Genomic DNA, 15,838 nt, shown 5'->3' with positions numbered 1-15,838 from the left:
GCGGGGCAGACTGTTCGGCAGACGATCACGGCAAGGGAGAAGGCCATGTTCGCTTGGGTTTCGGCATTGATGCTGGTGCAGACGGCACCGGCAATTCCCTCTTCGGAAATCCTGGTGCGCGGCGAACGCGCGGAAAATGCCCTGGCCAAATGCCTGAGTCGGTCCTGCACGGTGCCCGACGACGTGCGGCTGAGCATGGCGGTGGCCGAGGCCCAGTTCGGGCTCGGCCGATACCACGACGCGCGCGAAACGCTCCGCCGGTCGCTTGCCCGGACGCAAGGGGAGGTCGCGCGCTATCCTCGGCTGGTGGCCGCGCTGCATGAGGCGAATGCCACCGTCAATCGTCATATCGGCGACCAGGAAGCGTATAGCAGCGCGGTCGCCGCCCAGGCCGCTACCCTGCGCCGTTACCTGCCCGCTGACGACATGCAGCGTCGGCTGCTGCCGCTGACCCTGGCCGATGCATGGCTGGAGCGGGGCAATGTGAAGGCCGCGATGGGGCTGTACGGAGATGCCCAGCGACAGTTCACCAAGCAAGGCGACACGCGTCTGGCGGCCATGGCGGGATTGCGTCGCGTCGCTATTTTGTTGGGGCAGAAAAAGGTGGCGGAGGCTCGGAATGCCCTGGCCGCCTTGCCCGACGATGCAGTGGAAGACTCCTCGATCAAGGCGGTGCACGCTGTCCTGGCGTCACGCATCGCGCAAGCCATGGGCGACGAGAGCGGCATCGACCGGCTGATCGGAACGCTGCGCACGGCCTCGGACGAGGCTCCGATCTTGGTGCGCGAGGGACCGCCGGTTGCCGACCTGCGGGTGCAACCGCGTGACCGACAGACTCCGTTCGATCTGTCCGTCGACCAGGGCGCCGCCGTATCGAGCGATCCGATCCGCTGGGTGGACATCGGCTATCTCATCCGCCCCGACGGCACGGTCGGCGATGCCCAGATCCTGCGCGGGAAGGGCGATAGCGGCTGGGCTGAGCCCTATATCGAGTCCCTTACCCAGCGTCGCTATGCGCCGCCGACGCTGACCGATGGCCGCCCCGGCCTCTACCGGGTGGAGCGGCTGACCCGGCGGGCCAGGCTGATTGTGCCGACCGGCAGCTTCATTCGCCAGCCTGTGGGCCCGGTGACGGTCGAGCGGCAGGACCTGACCTATCCGGAAGTCGCCAGCAAATAGCCGGGGCAGGCCATCCGTCGCTCATGCGGGCGGCGGATGGCCCCGACCGGTCGACAGGCCCGGTCAATAGGCGATGCGCTGCGCCTTGATGCCCTGCTTGGCGAGTTGCGCCTGGACGCTGTCGCTGCCCGCCAGATGGCCCGCGCCGACGGCGATGAAGATGGTGCCGGGCTTGGCCATGCGCTCCTTGATCCACGTCGCCCAGCGGGCGTTGCGGTCGGTCAGCAGCGTCTTGGCGACCTCGGGCGAGTCCTTAAGGCTTTCGTTCATCGTCTTGGCCAGGGCGTCGGGATCGCCCTTGGCCCATTCGTCGACCATCTCGGCCATTTCCTCGCCCGCCTTGGGCAGGTCGTCGACCGTCGAGGTCAGGAAGTCGATCTGCGCCTGTTGCGACAGGCCGTTGAAATAGCCGATCTGCTGCTCGGCGGTTTCCAGCCCCGCGACCGGCTTGCTCGCTGCCTTGGCCGCGTCGGCCAGCACCGTCTCCGGCCCGTTCTTCGGATCATAGCCCAGCTTCTGGATCGGCATGAGCGACAGGGTGACGCCCGCCAGCCACGGCTTCATCCGGTCGAACGCCTGGGGCGGCAGGCCCGCATCGGTCACCGCCTTCAGATACGCGCCACGCTTGTCGGCGGGCAGTTGTTCGGTCAGCGACGGGCCGGACGTGATGATCCCGTTCTTCAGCACGATCTGCTGCATCGTCGCCTGATCGGGCTGCACCATCTCCAGCACCAACTGGTCGGACTTGTCGAAGGCCGTCTTTACCGCCTCGTCGAACCAGGACAGGCCGGGCTTCAGGACGTGGATGGTGCCGAACAGATAGATGGTCGTGTCGGCATCCTTGACGACCCAGAGCGCGGGATCGGCGTCGTTGGCGGCGGGCTTGCTCTGGGCGCAAGCGGGCAGGGCCAGCATCAGCGCGAGCGAGGTAAGGGCGGCTTTCATGATCGTCTTCATGGGATCAGGCTTTCGGAAAAGGAAGGGGCCGGATGGGAGGAAAGGCCGCAAGGGATAGGGGCGAGGGATCAGGCGTATTTGCGCCACAGCCAGACGATACTGCCAACCGTAAGCATCGCGCCGTACACCCAATCGACCTGAACCGGGGGCAAGACACCGCCGCGCCACAGGAGCCACCAGACGGGCACGCCCAGCCCGACCGTGTAAAAGCTGGCGACCGCGCCGTCGCGATAGGCCTGACGCTCATGCTCGTCGACCACCCGGTGCCAGCGCCACGAGATGATCGGTATGACAACGCCCCATAGCAATGCCATCACGATGGCGAACCAGAGCGGCAGTGGCGAGGTCCAAACGGCATGGTCGTCAAGTTTCCGGCCGTGGGGCATGGACAGAAGCGATACGGTCGCCAGCGCCAGACCGATCAAGCCACCCACGCCTCCCGAAAGTACGAGCAACCGGTGATTGGCGCGTTCGCTTGGGCCACGAGTGTCGCTTTTGCGGCTGTCGCGTTGGGATAGGTCGGTCATGGCCGCACCTCGATGGAAAGATGGACGGAGATATGCGGAATCATGGCCTCGCGCGCCACGATGCTGGCGGCCGGGATGTCGGCGGGGAGCAGGTGAACCGCCACCTCGCCCAGGCGACCGGTGCCCCAGCCGAGCAGCGACAGCGCGATGCCGCCGCCGATCGCCATATGGGTCAGGCGGCGGCTCATGACCGCACCCGCCGGATGCCGTAGAAAGCCAGCCCGATCATGACCGAGACACCCCAGCTATAGTCCTCGAAATCGGCCTGGCCGGTCTGCGCGCCGATGATGGTCAGCAGCGGGTGGAGGACGAAGTTCGCCACCCCGATCATGGCCCAGGTCTCGATCGCCAGCCGTCGCTGCATCTCGTCCGTTTCGCGCCAGTTGCGCCACGTCACGATACCGGCGACGATCAGCATGACGACGGCGGCAACCTGAGGCATCGGCCGGGGCAAGGGGGCCCGGGGACGATGGAGGAACCCGTCGATGAATCCCTCCAGGAAGGGCAGGCCGACCACCAGCATGATCGCCACGGCGATCAGCAGCATCCGCCGCCGCGTCCGGCGTGCCGCCCGCGCGGCCTCGCGGCTCTCGCCCCACAGGGCCTGCGCCTCACTCACCGTCTTGCTCGTCATCGAAAATCTCCTCGATCGGCATGTCGAACAGCCGTCCGATGCGAAAGGCGAGCGGCAGCGAGGGGTCGTACTTGCCCGTCTCGATGGCGTTCACGGCCTGGCGCGACACGTCCAGCCGCCCGGCAAGCTCCGCTTGGCTCCAGTTGCGTTCGGCGCGCAGCACTTTGAGGCGATTTTTCATCTCCACCTCCTCTTGCATGGTTGGCCTCCCTTGTCATCATTCCATGACCTTATGTCAGGTGACCATGACAAAGTGACAGTGAGTCGTGACTATGTCAACAACACCTGACAAAATATCATGGGTGGCTGACCATGCTCCGGGTGGCGCGGCGGCTCGCCTTGACCGCGAAAGGACCATCCGCCAAAGCCTGCCCCTATTATGCAGACCCGAAACGGAACCCCGGAAGGACCCCAGAGCGGGCCCATGTCCTTCCAGCGCATGATCCTCACCCTCCATGATTATTGGAGCGAGCGGGGATGCGTGATCCTGCAACCTTACGACATGGAGATGGGGGCGGGCACCTTTCACCCCGCGACCACGCTGCGCGCGCTGGGCCCGGACAGCTGGAACGCCGCCTTCGTCCAGCCGTGCCGCCGTCCGACCGACGGCCGCTATGGCGAGAACCCGAACCGGCTCCAGCATTATTACCAGTATCAGGTGATCCTGAAGCCCTCGCCCGCTGACCTGCAGGAGCTGTATCTGGGCAGCCTGGCGGCGATCGGCGTCGACATGACGAAGCATGACATCCGCTTCGTCGAGGACGATTGGGAAAGCCCGACGCTGGGCGCCTGGGGCCTGGGCTGGGAAGTCTGGTGCGACGGGATGGAGGTGACGCAGTTCACCTATTTCCAGCAGATGGGCGGATACGACATGAAGCCGGTCGCGGGCGAGCTGACCTACGGCCTCGAGCGGTTGGCCATGTATATCCAGGACGTCGACAATGTGTACGACCTGCGCTTCAATGATGCGGGCGTGAGCTATGGCGACGTCTATCTCGAAAACGAGAAGCAGATGTCGAAATGGAATTTCGAGATCGCCGACACCGAAACCCTGTTCGACGCCTTCCGCAAGGCGGCGGCGGAGTGCGAGCGCTGTCTGGAGGCCAAGCTGCCCATCCCCGCCTATGAACAGGCGATCAAGGCCAGCCACACCTTCAACCTGCTGCAAGCGCGCGGCGTGATCTCGGTGGCGGAGCGCCAGGCCTATATGGGCCGCGTCCGCGATCTGGCGAAGGGCGCATGCGGCGCCTGGATGGACAAGAATGGCTGGGCCGCGTGATGACCGATTTTCTGCTCGAACTCCGCTCCGAAGAAATCCCCGCCCGGATGCAGGTGGGTGCGCGGGAGAACCTCGCCAAGCTGTTCGCCGCCGAACTGGCGAAGGCGGGACTGTCCGCGGGTGAGATCGTCACCTATGCGGGCCCGCGTCGCCTGGCGCTGATCGCGCGCGGCCTTCCGGCTGCCACCGAAGCGGTGTCCGAGGAAGTGAAGGGGCCGCGCGCTTCGGCACCGCCGCAGGCGCTGGAGGGCTTCCTGCGCAAGACCGGGCTGACCCGCGAGCAACTGACCGAGCGGGACGGCGTGCTCTTCGCGATCACCGAAAAGCCGGGCCGCGCAACGGCGCAGGTGCTGGCCGAGGCGATCCCCGTGATCGTCCGCGCCTTCCCCTGGCCCAAGTCGATGCGCTGGGGCGCCGAGTCCACCTCGACCGAGTCGATGCGCTGGGTTCGCCCGCTGCACGCCATCGTGGCGCTGTTCGGCGGCGAGGTCGTGCCGTTCGAGGTCGCCGGGATCACGAGCGGCAACACGACGCGGGGTCATCGCTTCCATGCACCCGCCGAGATCGCGCTGACCGGTGCCGACACCTATGTCGAGCAGCTCCGCGCCGCCAGGGTGCTGGTCGATCAGGACGAGCGCGCCGCGATCATCCGTGACCGCGCCTCCGCGCTGGCCGCCGAGGCCGGGCTGGAGCTGGTCGAGGACGAAGGGCTGGTTGCCGAGAATGCCGGGCTGACCGAATGGCCGGTGCCGCTGCTCGGGCGCTTCGACGAAGCCTTTCTCGACGTGCCGCCCGAGGTCATCCAGCTGACCGCGCGGGTGAACCAGAAATACTTCGTCTGCCGCTCGGCCGACGGAAAGCTGGCGAACGCGTTCGTCTGCACCGCCAATATCGAGGCGACCGACGGCGGCGCGAAGATCGTCGAGGGCAATGGCAAGGTGCTGGCCGCCCGCCTGTCCGACGCGCGCTTCTTCTACGAGACCGATCTGAAGACGAAGCTGGACGATCTGCGGCCCAAGCTGGAAAAGATCGTCTTCCACGAAAAGCTCGGCACGGTCGCCGACAAGGTCGAGCGCGTGGCCAAGCTCGCTCGCTGGCTGGTCGAAGAGGGCATCGTCACCGAATCCCCCTCCCGCAGGCGGGAGGGGCTAGGGGAGGGCAGTGCCACGGGCGACGTCGCTCGTGGAGCGGTCCCCCCCCCATCCCCCCCCGTTTACGGGGGGGACGAGCTTGCCGATCTGGCGGAGCGCGCCGCGTACCTGGCAAAGGCCGATCTCGTCACCGGCATGGTCGGCGAATTCCCCGAATTGCAGGGCCTGATGGGCGGCTACTACGCCGCCGCGCAGGGCGAAGACTCGCGCGTCGCGGAGGCGGTGCGCGATCACTATAAGCCGGTCGGGCAGGGGGACGATGTTCCCACCGCGCCGGTTACGGTCGCCGTGGCGCTGGCGGACAAGCTGGATACGATTGCCCTGTTCTTTTCGGTAGGCTTGCCGCCAACGGGGTCGAAAGATCCGTTTGCGCTCCGCCGAGCCACGTTGGGAGTCATCGCTTTGATTGAACAAAACGGCCTTCGGTTGAGCATCAGGGATGCTGTGTCGATGGCTGTCGCTTCAGCTCAGGGCATTCCAGAGATTGGCTGGAAAATCGGCGAGGCCGGGGTGGCTTTGGCCATCGGCGCCCTGCCGTTTAAGTCGCTGGATAACTCGGTTGTCGAACTGCTGGGCAACCACTTTTATGCAGGCGCCGTCGCCAACTTCTTTGCTGAGCGCCTGAAGATTCAGCAGCGTGAGGCTGGTATCCGGCATGACCTAATTGATGCTGTCTTTGCGCTCGGTAGCGAAAACGATCTCGTCCGCCTGCTCGCCCGCGTCCGTGCGCTGCAAGCCTTCGTCACCACCGACGACGGCACCAACCTGCTCGCCGGCTATAAGCGCGCCGCGAACATCCTGAAGAAGGAAGGTGTCGAGGGCTACCAAGGCTGGACTGCGCCGACCTACACCCCCGAGCCCGCCGAGGCCGATCTGATCGCCGCGCTCGATGCGGCCGAGCCGAAGGCGGCGGACGCGGTGAAGGCCGAGGATTTCGAGGCTGCGATGGCCGCGCTCGCCTCGCTTCGTGCGCCGATCGACCGGTTCTTCGACGATGTGACCGTCAACGACGCCGACCCGGCCAAGCGGACCGCGCGCCTGGCGCTGCTCGCCCGTGTTCGGGCCGCCGTCCACACGGTCGCGGACTTCTCGCGGATCGAGGGATGAGTTGAGCCGGATCGGGAGACGGGGCGCGACGTTCCTGTCTTCCTATCCGGCAATATCGCCTTATTAACACCGACGCCTGTGTCCCCAGGGCGTCGGACGTGACGACCAGTAAAGGATCGAACCGATGACCTATGTGTACCGCTTCGGCGGCGGCGTTTCGGACGGCGGCAAGGGGGACAAGAATCTGCTTGGCGGCAAGGGCGCGAACCTGGCCGAGATGGCCTCGATCGGCCTGCCGGTGCCGCCGGGCTTCACCATCTCGACCGCGATGTGCACTCGCTATTATGAAGATGGCGAGCAGTTCCCGCAGGAACTGCGCGACGAGGTCGCCGACGGCATCGCGCATATCGAGGCGGTGACGGAAAAGCGCTTCGGCGATCCGGAAAATCCGCTGCTGGTCTCGGTCCGCTCGGGCGCGCGCGTGTCGATGCCGGGCATGATGGACACGGTGCTGAACCTGGGCCTCAACGACGAAACCGTCGAGGGGCTGGCCAAGAAGGCGGGTGACGAGCGTTTCGCCTGGGACAGCTATCGCCGCTTCATCCAGATGTATGCCGATGTCGTCCTGGAGCTGGATCACGGTGCGTTCGAGGAAGCGCTGGAGATCGCCAAGGAGGATAACGGCTTCACCCTCGACACCGAGATGTCGGCCGAGGACTGGAAGAAGCTGGTCACGGCCTACAAGGCTCTGGTCGAGGAACAGTGGGGCAAGCCCTTCCCGCAGGACGTGCATGACCAGCTTTGGGGCGCGGTCGGCGCGGTGTTCGGATCGTGGCAGTCGGAACGCGCCAAGGTCTATCGCCGCCTGAACGACATTCCCGCCGACTGGGGCACCGCCGTCAACGTGCAGGCGATGGTCTTCGGCAATATGGGCGATACCTCGGCGACGGGCGTGGCCTTCACGCGCGATCCGTCCAAGGGCGACCGCGCCTATTATGGCGAGTTCCTGATCAACGCGCAGGGCGAGGACGTGGTCGCGGGTATCCGCACGCCGCAGTACCTGACCAAGGCCGCGCGCGAGGAGGCGAACGCCAAGCCCGCCTCGATGGAAGAGGCGATGCCGGAGGTTTACGGCGAGCTGGCGGCCGTCTTCGACCAGCTCGAAACCCATTACCGCGACATGCAGGACATCGAGTTCACGGTCGAACAGGCCAAGCTCTGGATGCTCCAGACCCGATCGGGCAAGCGCACCGCCAAGGCCGCGCTGAAGATCGCGGTCGACATGGCCAATGAGGGCCTGATCACCCGCGAGGAAGCGATCGCACGCGTCGATCCGGCGGCGCTCGACCAGCTGCTCCACCCGACGCTCGATCCGAATGCGCACCGCGACGTGCTGACCAAGGGCCTACCCGCGTCGCCGGGCGCGGCGTCGGGCAAGGTCGTGTTCGACGCGGATGCCGCCGAGCGCGCTTCGGCGGCGGGTGAGGCGGTGATCCTCGTCCGTGTCGAGACGTCGCCGGAAGACATTCACGGGATGCATGCGGCCAAGGGCATCCTGACCGCGCGCGGCGGCATGACCAGCCATGCGGCCGTCGTGGCGCGCGGCATGGGGCGCCCCTGCGTCTCGGGTGCGGGCTCGCTGTCGATCGACAACAAGGCCAAGCTGCTCCGCGTCGGCAGCCGCGAAGTGCGCGAGGGCGACATCCTGACGCTCGACGGTTCGACCGGCGAGGTGATGGTCGGCGCGGTCGCGACCGTGCAGCCCGAACTGGCGGGCGATTTCGGCACGCTGATGGAATGGGCCGACCAGGTCCGTCGCCTGAAGGTGCGCGCCAATGCCGAGACCCCGCTCGATTGCCGCACCGCGCGTGAATTCGGCGCGGAGGGCGTGGGGCTGTGCCGCACCGAGCATATGTTCTTCGACGCCGCGCGGATCACCGCCGTGCGCCAGATGATCCTGGCTTCGGACGAAGCCGGCCGCCGTGCCGCGCTCGCCAAGCTGCTGCCCGAGCAGCGCGCCGACTTCACCGCGATCTTCGAGGTGATGGCGGGCCTGCCGGTGACGGTGCGGCTGCTCGACCCGCCGCTGCACGAATTCCTGCCGCAGCAGGAGGCCGAGTTCGCCGAGGTCGCCACGGCGGCGGGAGTGGACGTCGACACGCTGAAGCGCCGGGCCAACGAACTGCACGAGTTCAACCCGATGCTGGGCCATCGCGGCTGCCGCCTGGGCGTGACCTATCCGGAAATCTACGAGATCCAGGCGCGTGCGATCTTCGAGGCGGCGCTGGATGTTGCGGAAAAGTCGGGTGAGGCCCCGATCCCCGAGGTCATGATCCCGCTGGTCGCCACGCGCCGCGAGCTGGAGCTGATGAAGGCGGTGGTCGACAAGGCCGCGCAGGCGGTCTTCGCCGAGCGCGGCAAGACGGTCGAGTATCTGGTCGGCACCATGATCGAGCTGCCGCGTGCCGCATTGAAGGCCGGTGAAATCGCCGAGGTGGGCGAGTTCTTCTCCTTCGGCACCAACGACCTGACCCAGACCACGCTGGGTGTCAGCCGCGACGACGCGGCGCGCTTCCTGGGCGCCTATGTCGAGAAGGGCATCTACGCCAAGGACCCGTTCGTCAGCCTGGATGTCGAAGGCGTCGGCGAACTGGTCAGCCTGGCCGCCGAGCGTGGTCGAGCGACGCGGCCGGGTATCAAGCTCGGCATCTGCGGCGAGCATGGCGGCGATCCGGCGTCGATCGCCTTTTGCGAGCAGGTCGGGTTGGATTACGTCTCGGCCAGCCCGTACCGCGTGCCGATCGCGCGGCTGGCGGCGGCGCAGGCGGCGTTGAAGGCGCGGTAACGGGGGCTCGAGCGTTTATGGGGGCGGGGGAGTGTGACGGCGGCGCTCGCTTGTGGCTCTCCCTCCCCCATCCCCTCCCGCCTGCGGGAGGGGCGTGCCCAGCGGCGCGGGATGGCGCGATCTCGCGCCCAGGTTGGCGGCGCGGCGACGATGTAAACTTCGTTCAAGCTTCTCCCCTCCCGCAGGCGGGAGGGGCCGGGGGAGGGCAGGACGTCTCACCGAGACCATCGCTCGTTGCGCTCAACTACCCAAAGCCAAGCAAATCACCCGTGGGTCGAAACCCGGTTCCCGAAATCGAACCACCCGCGACGCTCGCCCACCGGATAGGCCGGACGCGCCGCGCTCGCCGCCGCCGGACGATAGGCCGGGGCGCGATCGACCACGGTCGTGGCAGCGACCGGCTGCGCCGTCGCCAGGCGCTGGTTTTCGCGTTCCAGCTCGGCGATCCGGGTTTGCGCCACCGACAGCTTGCCCTCGGTATCCTTCACCTGCGCGGCATGGGCGTCGCGCTCGGTGGCGTAGCGGGTGCGCCATTTGCGCCCGCCCGGATGGCTGGCTAGGCCGAACAGCCAACCGGCGATCAGGACCAGCCCCAGCACGGCGAATTGCGTGGTCGTAGTGAACAACATCGCGTCGATCCCATTCTGTTGAGTCAGGTCTGTTACGACTGATCAACGACTATCGGCTCGGCTGGTTGCGCGCGGGCACTCATTGCCCGGTGATGAGCGTATCCTTGATCGAGCAGGCGGCCGGACCCAGGATCACGACGAACAGCGTGGGCAGGATGAACAGGATCAGTGGCACGGTCATGATCGCGGGCAGGCGCGCGGCCTTTTCCTCGGCGCGCATCATGCGTTCGTTGCGGAATTCGGCCGACAGGACGCGCAGCGCGCTGGCCAGCGGGGTGCCGTATTTCTCGGTCTGGATCATCGTGGTGACGACGCCGCGCAGCGACTCGAGGTTGACGCGCATCGCCAAATTCTCCAGCGCCTGTCGCCGGTCGGTCAGGAAGCCCAGCTCGACCGAGGTCAGCTGAAATTCGTCGCCCAGTTCGGGATAGGCGCGGCGCAATTCGCGTGACACGCGGGCAAAGGCGGCATCGACGGTCAGGCCCGCTTCGGCACAGATGACCATCAGGTCGAGCGCATCGGGCAGCCCCTTGCGGATCGCGGCGGTCCGTTTGTCGATACGGTTCTTCAGCGCGAGGTCGGGTGCCTTATAGGACAGGATCAGGGTGCCCGCGACGATCATATAGCGGCTGAACCCGCTCCAGTCCTTGAAGCCGTCGGTCCCATAGACCCACAGCGCCATCAAGCCGCCCAGCACGATCGGCATGGCCAGGCGGCCGAAGATGACGGCGACCGCAAGATCCTTCGAGCGGATGCCGGCCTGGAGCAGGCGGGTCTGTACCGACTTGACCTGTTCGTCCTGCAGCATCTTCAGCGAGCCGAGAAGCTGGCGCATCCGCTCCAGCATGTCCGCCCGGTCGATCAACTGCGCGCGGCGGCGGCGGGCGGGGGTGGCGATCCCCGCCTTCAGATGCTCGCGCCGTTCGTTGAGCGCGCGGACACGCCGGGTCATCGGATCGCGGCTGCCGACCAGCAGATAGCCGGCGACCAGCAGCGCGAAGACGCACACGCCCCAGAGCAGCGGAACCAGGGTCATCGCATCGAGGCCGAGGATCGTGGGGGAAGACGAGGCGGGGGTGCTCATTCAGATCTCGAAGCTGATCATGCGGGACATGATGAACGCGCCCAGGCCCAGCCACACAAAGGCGCCGACGCCGATGATCATCAGGCGCGGATCGACGAAGAAGCGCGCCATATAGGGCTGGTTGATCATCCAGATGATGCCAAACACGAAAAAGGGCAGCGAGCCGACGATATAGGCCGAGGCCTTGGATTCGGACGACATCGCCTTGATCTTCAGCTTCATCTGCGCGCGCTTGCGCAGCACTTCGGCCAGGTTGGACAGGGTTTCGGCCAGATTGCCGCCCGTCTCGCGCTGGATGGCGATGGCGATGACGAAGAACTGGAATTCGGCGATATCGAGCCGGTCGGCGGTTTCCTGCAACGCGGCGTCCATCGTGCGGCCGATCCGCATCCGGTCGGCGACCGCGCGGAACTCCTCGCCGACGGGGCCGGGCACCTCGTGCGAGACGATTCCCATCGTCTCGGTGACGGGAAGGCCCGAGCGCAGGCCGCGCACCAGCAGTTCGATGGCGTCGGGAAAGCGCGCGATGAACTTGCCGACGCGCCGGGCGATCAACCGCCCGACCACGATATGCGGCAGCCACAGGCCCAGTCCGACGGCAAGGAGCAGCGCCAGGAAGAAGGGGATATGCAGGAACAGGCCGACGAACAGGAAGGCCAGCGCCACCGCGGCACAGGCTAGGCCGAACTGCCCCACCGTCCAGTCGCGCCCCGTACGGTCGAGCATCTTGCCCAGCCGCGCCGGGTTGGGCAGCAGTCGCCCGAACGCCTTGTCCATCTTCGTATCGGCGGCCAGCGCGATCCCGCGCGAGGCGGCGACGGCGGCGAAGCCCGGCTTGTCGATGTCGAGCGAAACGCGGTTGCGCAGCCCTGTCAGGCGACGCGCCTGCGCCCGCGACCGTCGGGGCGCGGAAAAGGCGGCGATCACCAGGACCAGCGACAGGAAGACGCCGGTCGCAAAGATCAGGGTCGCGAGCATCGACATCGCGGTCAGTCGTCCTTGGGCCGCTTGGGCATCAGGGCGCGGAAGTCGAACCGGTCGAGCAGCCCACGCCGCGTCGGGGTCGCATTCGCCGTCCCCTCGACCGAGGCGCAGATACGCTGGGCCAGATCGATCAGCGGTGCGACGGTGCGCGACGAACGCCCCTGCTCGGCCACCGTCTTGCCCATCTTGGCGGCCTGGACCATCAGCTTGAGGTCATAGGGGACCAGAATGTCGACCGGCCGCTCGATCGATCCCTCGAAGTCGGTCTGGGCGATCTCGGCTAGGGCGGCGGGCTGGACCCGGTTGGCGACGGTCAGCATGGTCGACTGGGGGGCGTGGATCTTCAGCCAGGAGAGCAGGCGGATCGTGTCGCGTGCCGCCGCCAGGGTGAATTCGGTGACCAGCACGATGGTCTGCGCGGCGGATACCAGCATCGGTTGCTGGATCATCATCCCGCGTGGCAGGTCGACGATCGTCGTCTCGAAATTGGCGCGCATCTCGTCCTGCAACTGCGCGAAGGCCATGCCGTCGGTCATGATCGGCGCGCCGATCGGGGCCTCGGCGGACAGGATGGCTAGCTTTTCGGACGCCTTGACCATGGCGCGTTCCAGGAACAGCCCGTCGATGCGGCTGGGATTGTCGATCGCATCGACCAGCCCGCGCCCCGGCTCGAGGTCGAGCGAGAGGGCGGCGGTGCCAAAATGCACGTCGAGGTCCAGGATCGCGGTGCGCCGCTCGAGCCGGTCGGCCATCAGCCAGCCGAGCGAGGTCGCGACCGTCGAGGTGCCGACGCCGCCGCGTGCGCCGACCACGGCGACGCTGCACGGGGTCTTTTCGGGAGTGCTGTCCGTCAGGCGCGGCACGTGCACGATGGTGCGGGCCTGGGCGATGGTATCGCGCAGCTGGTCCGCGCCGATCGGTTTCAGCAGATAGTCGTGCAGGCCGCTGCTCATCAACATGCGGTACAGCCGCACGTCATTGACCTGGCCGACCGCGATCACGACCGTGCCGGGCTCGCACACTTCGGCCAGGTTGCCAATCTCGGTGGTCGGGTCGGCCGTCTCGCTGAGGTCGACGAGCAGGATCTGCGGGCTGGCGGACACCGCCAGCGACTGCACCGCACCGCGAAGCCCGCCCTTGACGACGCGGTCGGGCGACCAGCCCTGTTCGAGGATCAGCGGGCGGATCGCCTCGGCAGTCCAGTCGTCGCAGACATAGGCCTGGAACGGATCGCGGATGGTCATCATGCCGGGTTTCCAGGGCGCGTTCACTGGCCCACCCCGCCGCTTGTCGGAGTGCCGCCGATGCCCGCCCCGCTGTTTACCGCACTGGCGTTGAGCAAGCGGGTGCCGCCATTGCCGGTGGGCGGCGCGGCGCGCAGCGCGTTGACCGCGCGCGACGCCATCGCCGGATCGGAGGTCGCCGGGCCGTCCGTCCCACGGACGAGATCGGCCGGATTGGCAACCATCGCGGCCAGGTTGCGATTGATCGCGCAGCCATGGTTGGACGAGGTCTTGCCCTCGAAATCGGGCGACGTCTCGCTGCGCAGGTCCGGGCAGCCGGGCACGACCGCGCGCGACCGGGTGACGATCACGCGGATCGTCGCGGGCGACACCGGGCTGCGCGGAATCGAAGAGGTCGGACCGGGCAGCAGACCATAGCGGCCGATCACCTGCGCGACCTCGCGATAGGCGGCGGGGCCTTCGCCTGCCGGATCCTCGATCGTCACCCGGTCGCCATAGCCCAGCCGCAAGTTGCGGGCCCAGCCGTCGAGCCGCCGGTCCTCATCCGCCGCCAGCCGTCCGCCCGACAGGCCGAGGTCGAGTGCATAGTCGGTCTGGGACACCACCGGTTGCCGCGCCGATTCCAGGTCGGGCTGGCCATGACCCATGCAGCCACCCGTCATCAGCAGGAGGCCGATCGGCATCAGGGAAAGCGGGGAAGGGCGCATGGGACGCGATATCCTTGGACGAGCGATCATTCGGAAAAGCCCGGAGTCGGGGTGGTCTTGCGGCCATGCGGGGCGACCGGCACCGCGGCGTGGGAACCCGCGACCGGGCGTTCCTCGACCGGGCGGCCCTGCACCGGCGGGGCCATGGTCGGCACCGGACGTGGATCGGCGCTGCCCGCGCCCATCCGGCCGAGCAGCACGCGCTCGGCATCGTTGGGCGAACGCTGGCCATCGGTCGGCAGGGCGATGTCGGACGGCGCGTTGACCGGCTTGACCAGATAGGGGGTGATGATGATGACCAGCTCGGTTTCGTTGCGCTTGAACGCGTTCGAACGAAACAGCGCACCGATCAGCGGCAGGTCACCCAGCCAGGGCGTCTTTTCGATCGTGTTGTCGCGCGAGTTGGACAACAGGCCGCCGATCATCATGCTCTGGCCCGAACCCAGCTCCAGCGTCGTCTCGGCGCGGCGGGTGGTCAGCGCGGGGATGGTCGTCCCGCTGATCTGGACCGAACCCAGCGACGTGATCTGCGACACTTCGGGCCGGACACGCAGCGAGATACGACCATCGGCCAGCACCGTCGGCGTGTAGGACAGGCTGACGCCGTAAGGCTTGTATTCGACCGATGTCGCGCCGAACCCGCTCGCCAGCGGAATGGGAATCTCGCCGCCCGCCAGGAAGGTCGCGGTTTCGCCCGACAGCGCGGTCAGGTTGGGGTTCGCCAGCGTCGAGACCTGACCCAGCGTCTCGCCAAGCTCGATCGTACCAAGCAAGTCCATGCCGAGCGCGCGACCCGCCAAGGCCAATGTCGTGCGCTGTACGCCGGTCGTGTAGGTGGTGTTGGTGACGGGGTTGCCCGCCGCATCCACCCCAGCTGTGATCGACCCGGGGTTCCGGCCCGACGAAACACCGAACATGAAGCCGCCGCTGGTGTCGCGGTTCAGCAGGTTGACACCGATCTGCTTGATGAAGCTGCGATTGACCTCGGCGATGCGGACCTGGAGATTGACCTGGAGCGGGGTCGCGGTCTTCAGGCGGCTGATGACCTTGGTATCCTTGCCGACATAGGCCTGGACCAGCCGTTCGGCCTCCGCGACGTCGTCGGGCGCCGCGACCGTGCCGGTCAACAGGATCAGGCCGTTCATCGGCGTGGCGGCGATCGTCGCCTCGGGCATGGCCAGCCTCAGCATGCGACCGATCGAATCGAGATTGTTGCCGACCCGCACCGTTGCCGCATAGACGACCGCGCCACCGCGTCCCGTCGCCGAGACGGTCGTCTCGCCGGGCTTCTTGCCGAAGATATAGAGCTGGGTCGGCGAGCGGACCTGCACGTCGGCGATGCTGTCGTCGGCGACGAACAGGTCGGTCATCGGCCGGGGCAGGGTGATCAGGCGCGCACGCCCGGTATTGATCTCCAGCGCGCCGGAGCCGTCGCTCGCGGCCTGCGCATCACCCGCCCCCGCAGGAGCAGGCGCAGCGCCCGCATCGACCGGTGCCAGGATCAACGGCGCCAGCACCAGCGCAAAGGCCGCGGTGCGCAGCGCGCGCCGCAGGATGGATCGGTGGCGCAT

General features: G+C 67.1%; 15 protein-coding genes. 4 read left to right on the top strand and 11 right to left on the bottom strand.

Annotation, left to right across the window (positions count from 1 at the left end):
- Positions 1-45 precede the first annotated feature (45 nt).
- Entirely contained in the window at positions 46-1,179 is a 1,134-nt protein-coding gene (locus U1703_RS06445) for a hypothetical protein (RefSeq protein WP_332785047.1), read from the top strand.
- A gap of 63 nt (positions 1,180-1,242) precedes the next feature.
- Here the strand turns inward: U1703_RS06445 and U1703_RS06440 are convergent, their stop codons facing one another.
- The 5 genes from U1703_RS06440 to U1703_RS06420 form a co-directional block, all read right to left on the bottom strand.
- Complete coding sequence (locus U1703_RS06440) at positions 1,243-2,124, bottom strand: TraB/GumN family protein (RefSeq protein WP_443025769.1); 882 nt, start codon at positions 2,122-2,124, stop codon at positions 1,243-1,245.
- Between the two features lie 80 nt (positions 2,125-2,204).
- Positions 2,205-2,570, bottom strand: coding sequence for a hypothetical protein (locus tag U1703_RS06435; protein WP_320453410.1), 366 nt, complete (start codon positions 2,568-2,570; stop codon positions 2,205-2,207).
- 89 nt (positions 2,571-2,659) lie between these two features.
- Complete coding sequence (locus U1703_RS06430) at positions 2,660-2,851, bottom strand: hypothetical protein (RefSeq protein ID WP_332785045.1); 192 nt, start codon at positions 2,849-2,851, stop codon at positions 2,660-2,662.
- Positions 2,848-3,297 carry a hypothetical protein gene (locus tag U1703_RS06425; RefSeq protein ID WP_332785044.1) on the bottom strand — a complete coding sequence of 150 codons (450 nt, stop codon included), beginning with the start codon at positions 3,295-3,297 and terminating at the stop codon, positions 2,848-2,850. The genes U1703_RS06430 and U1703_RS06425 overlap by 4 nt, the downstream gene beginning before the upstream one ends.
- Positions 3,275-3,478: a helix-turn-helix transcriptional regulator gene (locus tag U1703_RS06420; RefSeq protein ID WP_320453413.1), complete on the bottom strand. Its 204-nt coding sequence runs from the start codon at positions 3,476-3,478 to the stop codon at positions 3,275-3,277. The genes U1703_RS06425 and U1703_RS06420 overlap by 23 nt, the downstream gene beginning before the upstream one ends.
- A gap of 258 nt (positions 3,479-3,736) precedes the next feature.
- On the opposite strand from U1703_RS06420, the gene U1703_RS06415 reads away from it, so the two are divergent.
- The 3 genes from U1703_RS06415 to ppdK all read left to right on the top strand — a co-directional run bounded on the left by U1703_RS06415 (position 3,737) and on the right by ppdK (position 9,619).
- Positions 3,737-4,576 carry a glycine--tRNA ligase subunit alpha gene (locus U1703_RS06415; protein WP_332785043.1) on the top strand — a complete coding sequence of 280 codons (840 nt, stop codon included), beginning with the start codon at positions 3,737-3,739 and terminating at the stop codon, positions 4,574-4,576.
- Positions 4,576-6,834 (top strand): glycine--tRNA ligase subunit beta, encoded by a 2,259-nt coding sequence (gene glyS / locus U1703_RS06410; protein ID WP_332785138.1) that lies wholly within the window; start codon positions 4,576-4,578, stop codon positions 6,832-6,834. The genes U1703_RS06415 and glyS overlap by 1 nt, the downstream gene beginning before the upstream one ends.
- A 124-nt stretch (positions 6,835-6,958) precedes the next feature.
- A complete protein-coding gene (gene ppdK, locus U1703_RS06405; protein ID WP_332785042.1) occupies positions 6,959-9,619 on the top strand; it encodes a pyruvate, phosphate dikinase in 2,661 nt (886 codons plus the stop codon).
- A gap of 263 nt (positions 9,620-9,882) precedes the next feature.
- On the opposite strand, the gene U1703_RS06400 is transcribed toward ppdK, so the two are convergent.
- The 6 genes from U1703_RS06400 to U1703_RS06375 all read right to left on the bottom strand — a co-directional run bounded on the left by U1703_RS06400 (position 9,883) and on the right by U1703_RS06375 (position 15,838).
- Positions 9,883-10,248, bottom strand: a complete 366-nt coding sequence (locus tag U1703_RS06400) for a hypothetical protein (protein WP_332785041.1) — start codon at positions 10,246-10,248, stop codon at positions 9,883-9,885.
- 79 nt (positions 10,249-10,327) lie between these two features.
- Entirely contained in the window at positions 10,328-11,332 is a 1,005-nt protein-coding gene (locus U1703_RS06395) for a type II secretion system F family protein (RefSeq protein ID WP_332785040.1), read from the bottom strand.
- Complete coding sequence (locus U1703_RS06390) at positions 11,333-12,316, bottom strand: type II secretion system F family protein (RefSeq protein ID WP_332785039.1); 984 nt, start codon at positions 12,314-12,316, stop codon at positions 11,333-11,335.
- A 5-nt stretch (positions 12,317-12,321) separates the two neighbouring features.
- Positions 12,322-13,587: a pilus assembly protein CpaE gene (locus U1703_RS06385; protein ID WP_332785038.1), complete on the bottom strand. Its 1,266-nt coding sequence runs from the start codon at positions 13,585-13,587 to the stop codon at positions 12,322-12,324.
- On the bottom strand, positions 13,584-14,243 hold the full coding sequence (locus U1703_RS06380) for a CpaD family pilus assembly protein (RefSeq protein ID WP_332785037.1): 660 nt from the start codon (positions 14,241-14,243) through the stop codon (positions 13,584-13,586). Before U1703_RS06380 ends, U1703_RS06385 begins: the two co-directional genes overlap by 4 nt.
- Before the next feature lie 50 nt (positions 14,244-14,293).
- A complete protein-coding gene (locus U1703_RS06375) occupies positions 14,294-15,838 on the bottom strand; it encodes a type II and III secretion system protein family protein (RefSeq protein ID WP_332785036.1) in 1,545 nt (514 codons plus the stop codon).

Source organism: Sphingomonas flavida (assembly GCF_036663655.1).
GTDB lineage: Bacteria > Pseudomonadota > Alphaproteobacteria > Sphingomonadales > Sphingomonadaceae > Sphingomonas.
This window is presented reverse-complemented; position numbering and strand designations above follow the sequence as displayed.

Bases quoted from the DNA above. Each gene is read 5' to 3' on its own strand.
- U1703_RS06390 (WP_332785039.1), bottom strand. From the start codon at position 12,316: ATGTCGATGCTCGCGACCCTGATCTTTGCGACCGGCGTCTTCCTGTCG.
- U1703_RS06440 (WP_443025769.1), bottom strand. From the start codon at position 2,124: ATGAAAGCCGCCCTTACCTCGCTCGCGCTGATGCTGGCCCTGCCCGCT.
- U1703_RS06400 (WP_332785041.1), bottom strand. From the start codon at position 10,248: ATGTTGTTCACTACGACCACGCAATTCGCCGTGCTGGGGCTGGTCCTG.
- U1703_RS06420 (WP_320453413.1), bottom strand. From the start codon at position 3,478: ATGAAAAATCGCCTCAAAGTGCTGCGCGCCGAACGCAACTGGAGCCAA.
- U1703_RS06430 (WP_332785045.1), bottom strand. From the start codon at position 2,851: ATGAGCCGCCGCCTGACCCATATGGCGATCGGCGGCGGCATCGCGCTG.
- glyS (WP_332785138.1), top strand. From the start codon at position 4,576: ATGACCGATTTTCTGCTCGAACTCCGCTCCGAAGAAATCCCCGCCCGG.
- U1703_RS06415 (WP_332785043.1), top strand. From the start codon at position 3,737: ATGATCCTCACCCTCCATGATTATTGGAGCGAGCGGGGATGCGTGATC.
- U1703_RS06395 (WP_332785040.1), bottom strand. From the start codon at position 11,332: ATGAGCACCCCCGCCTCGTCTTCCCCCACGATCCTCGGCCTCGATGCG.
- ppdK (WP_332785042.1), top strand. From the start codon at position 6,959: ATGACCTATGTGTACCGCTTCGGCGGCGGCGTTTCGGACGGCGGCAAG.
- U1703_RS06425 (WP_332785044.1), bottom strand. From the start codon at position 3,297: ATGACGAGCAAGACGGTGAGTGAGGCGCAGGCCCTGTGGGGCGAGAGC.
- U1703_RS06380 (WP_332785037.1), bottom strand. From the start codon at position 14,243: ATGCCGATCGGCCTCCTGCTGATGACGGGTGGCTGCATGGGTCATGGC.
- U1703_RS06375 (WP_332785036.1), bottom strand. From the start codon at position 15,838: ATGCGCCACCGATCCATCCTGCGGCGCGCGCTGCGCACCGCGGCCTTT.
- U1703_RS06445 (WP_332785047.1), top strand. From the start codon at position 46: ATGTTCGCTTGGGTTTCGGCATTGATGCTGGTGCAGACGGCACCGGCA.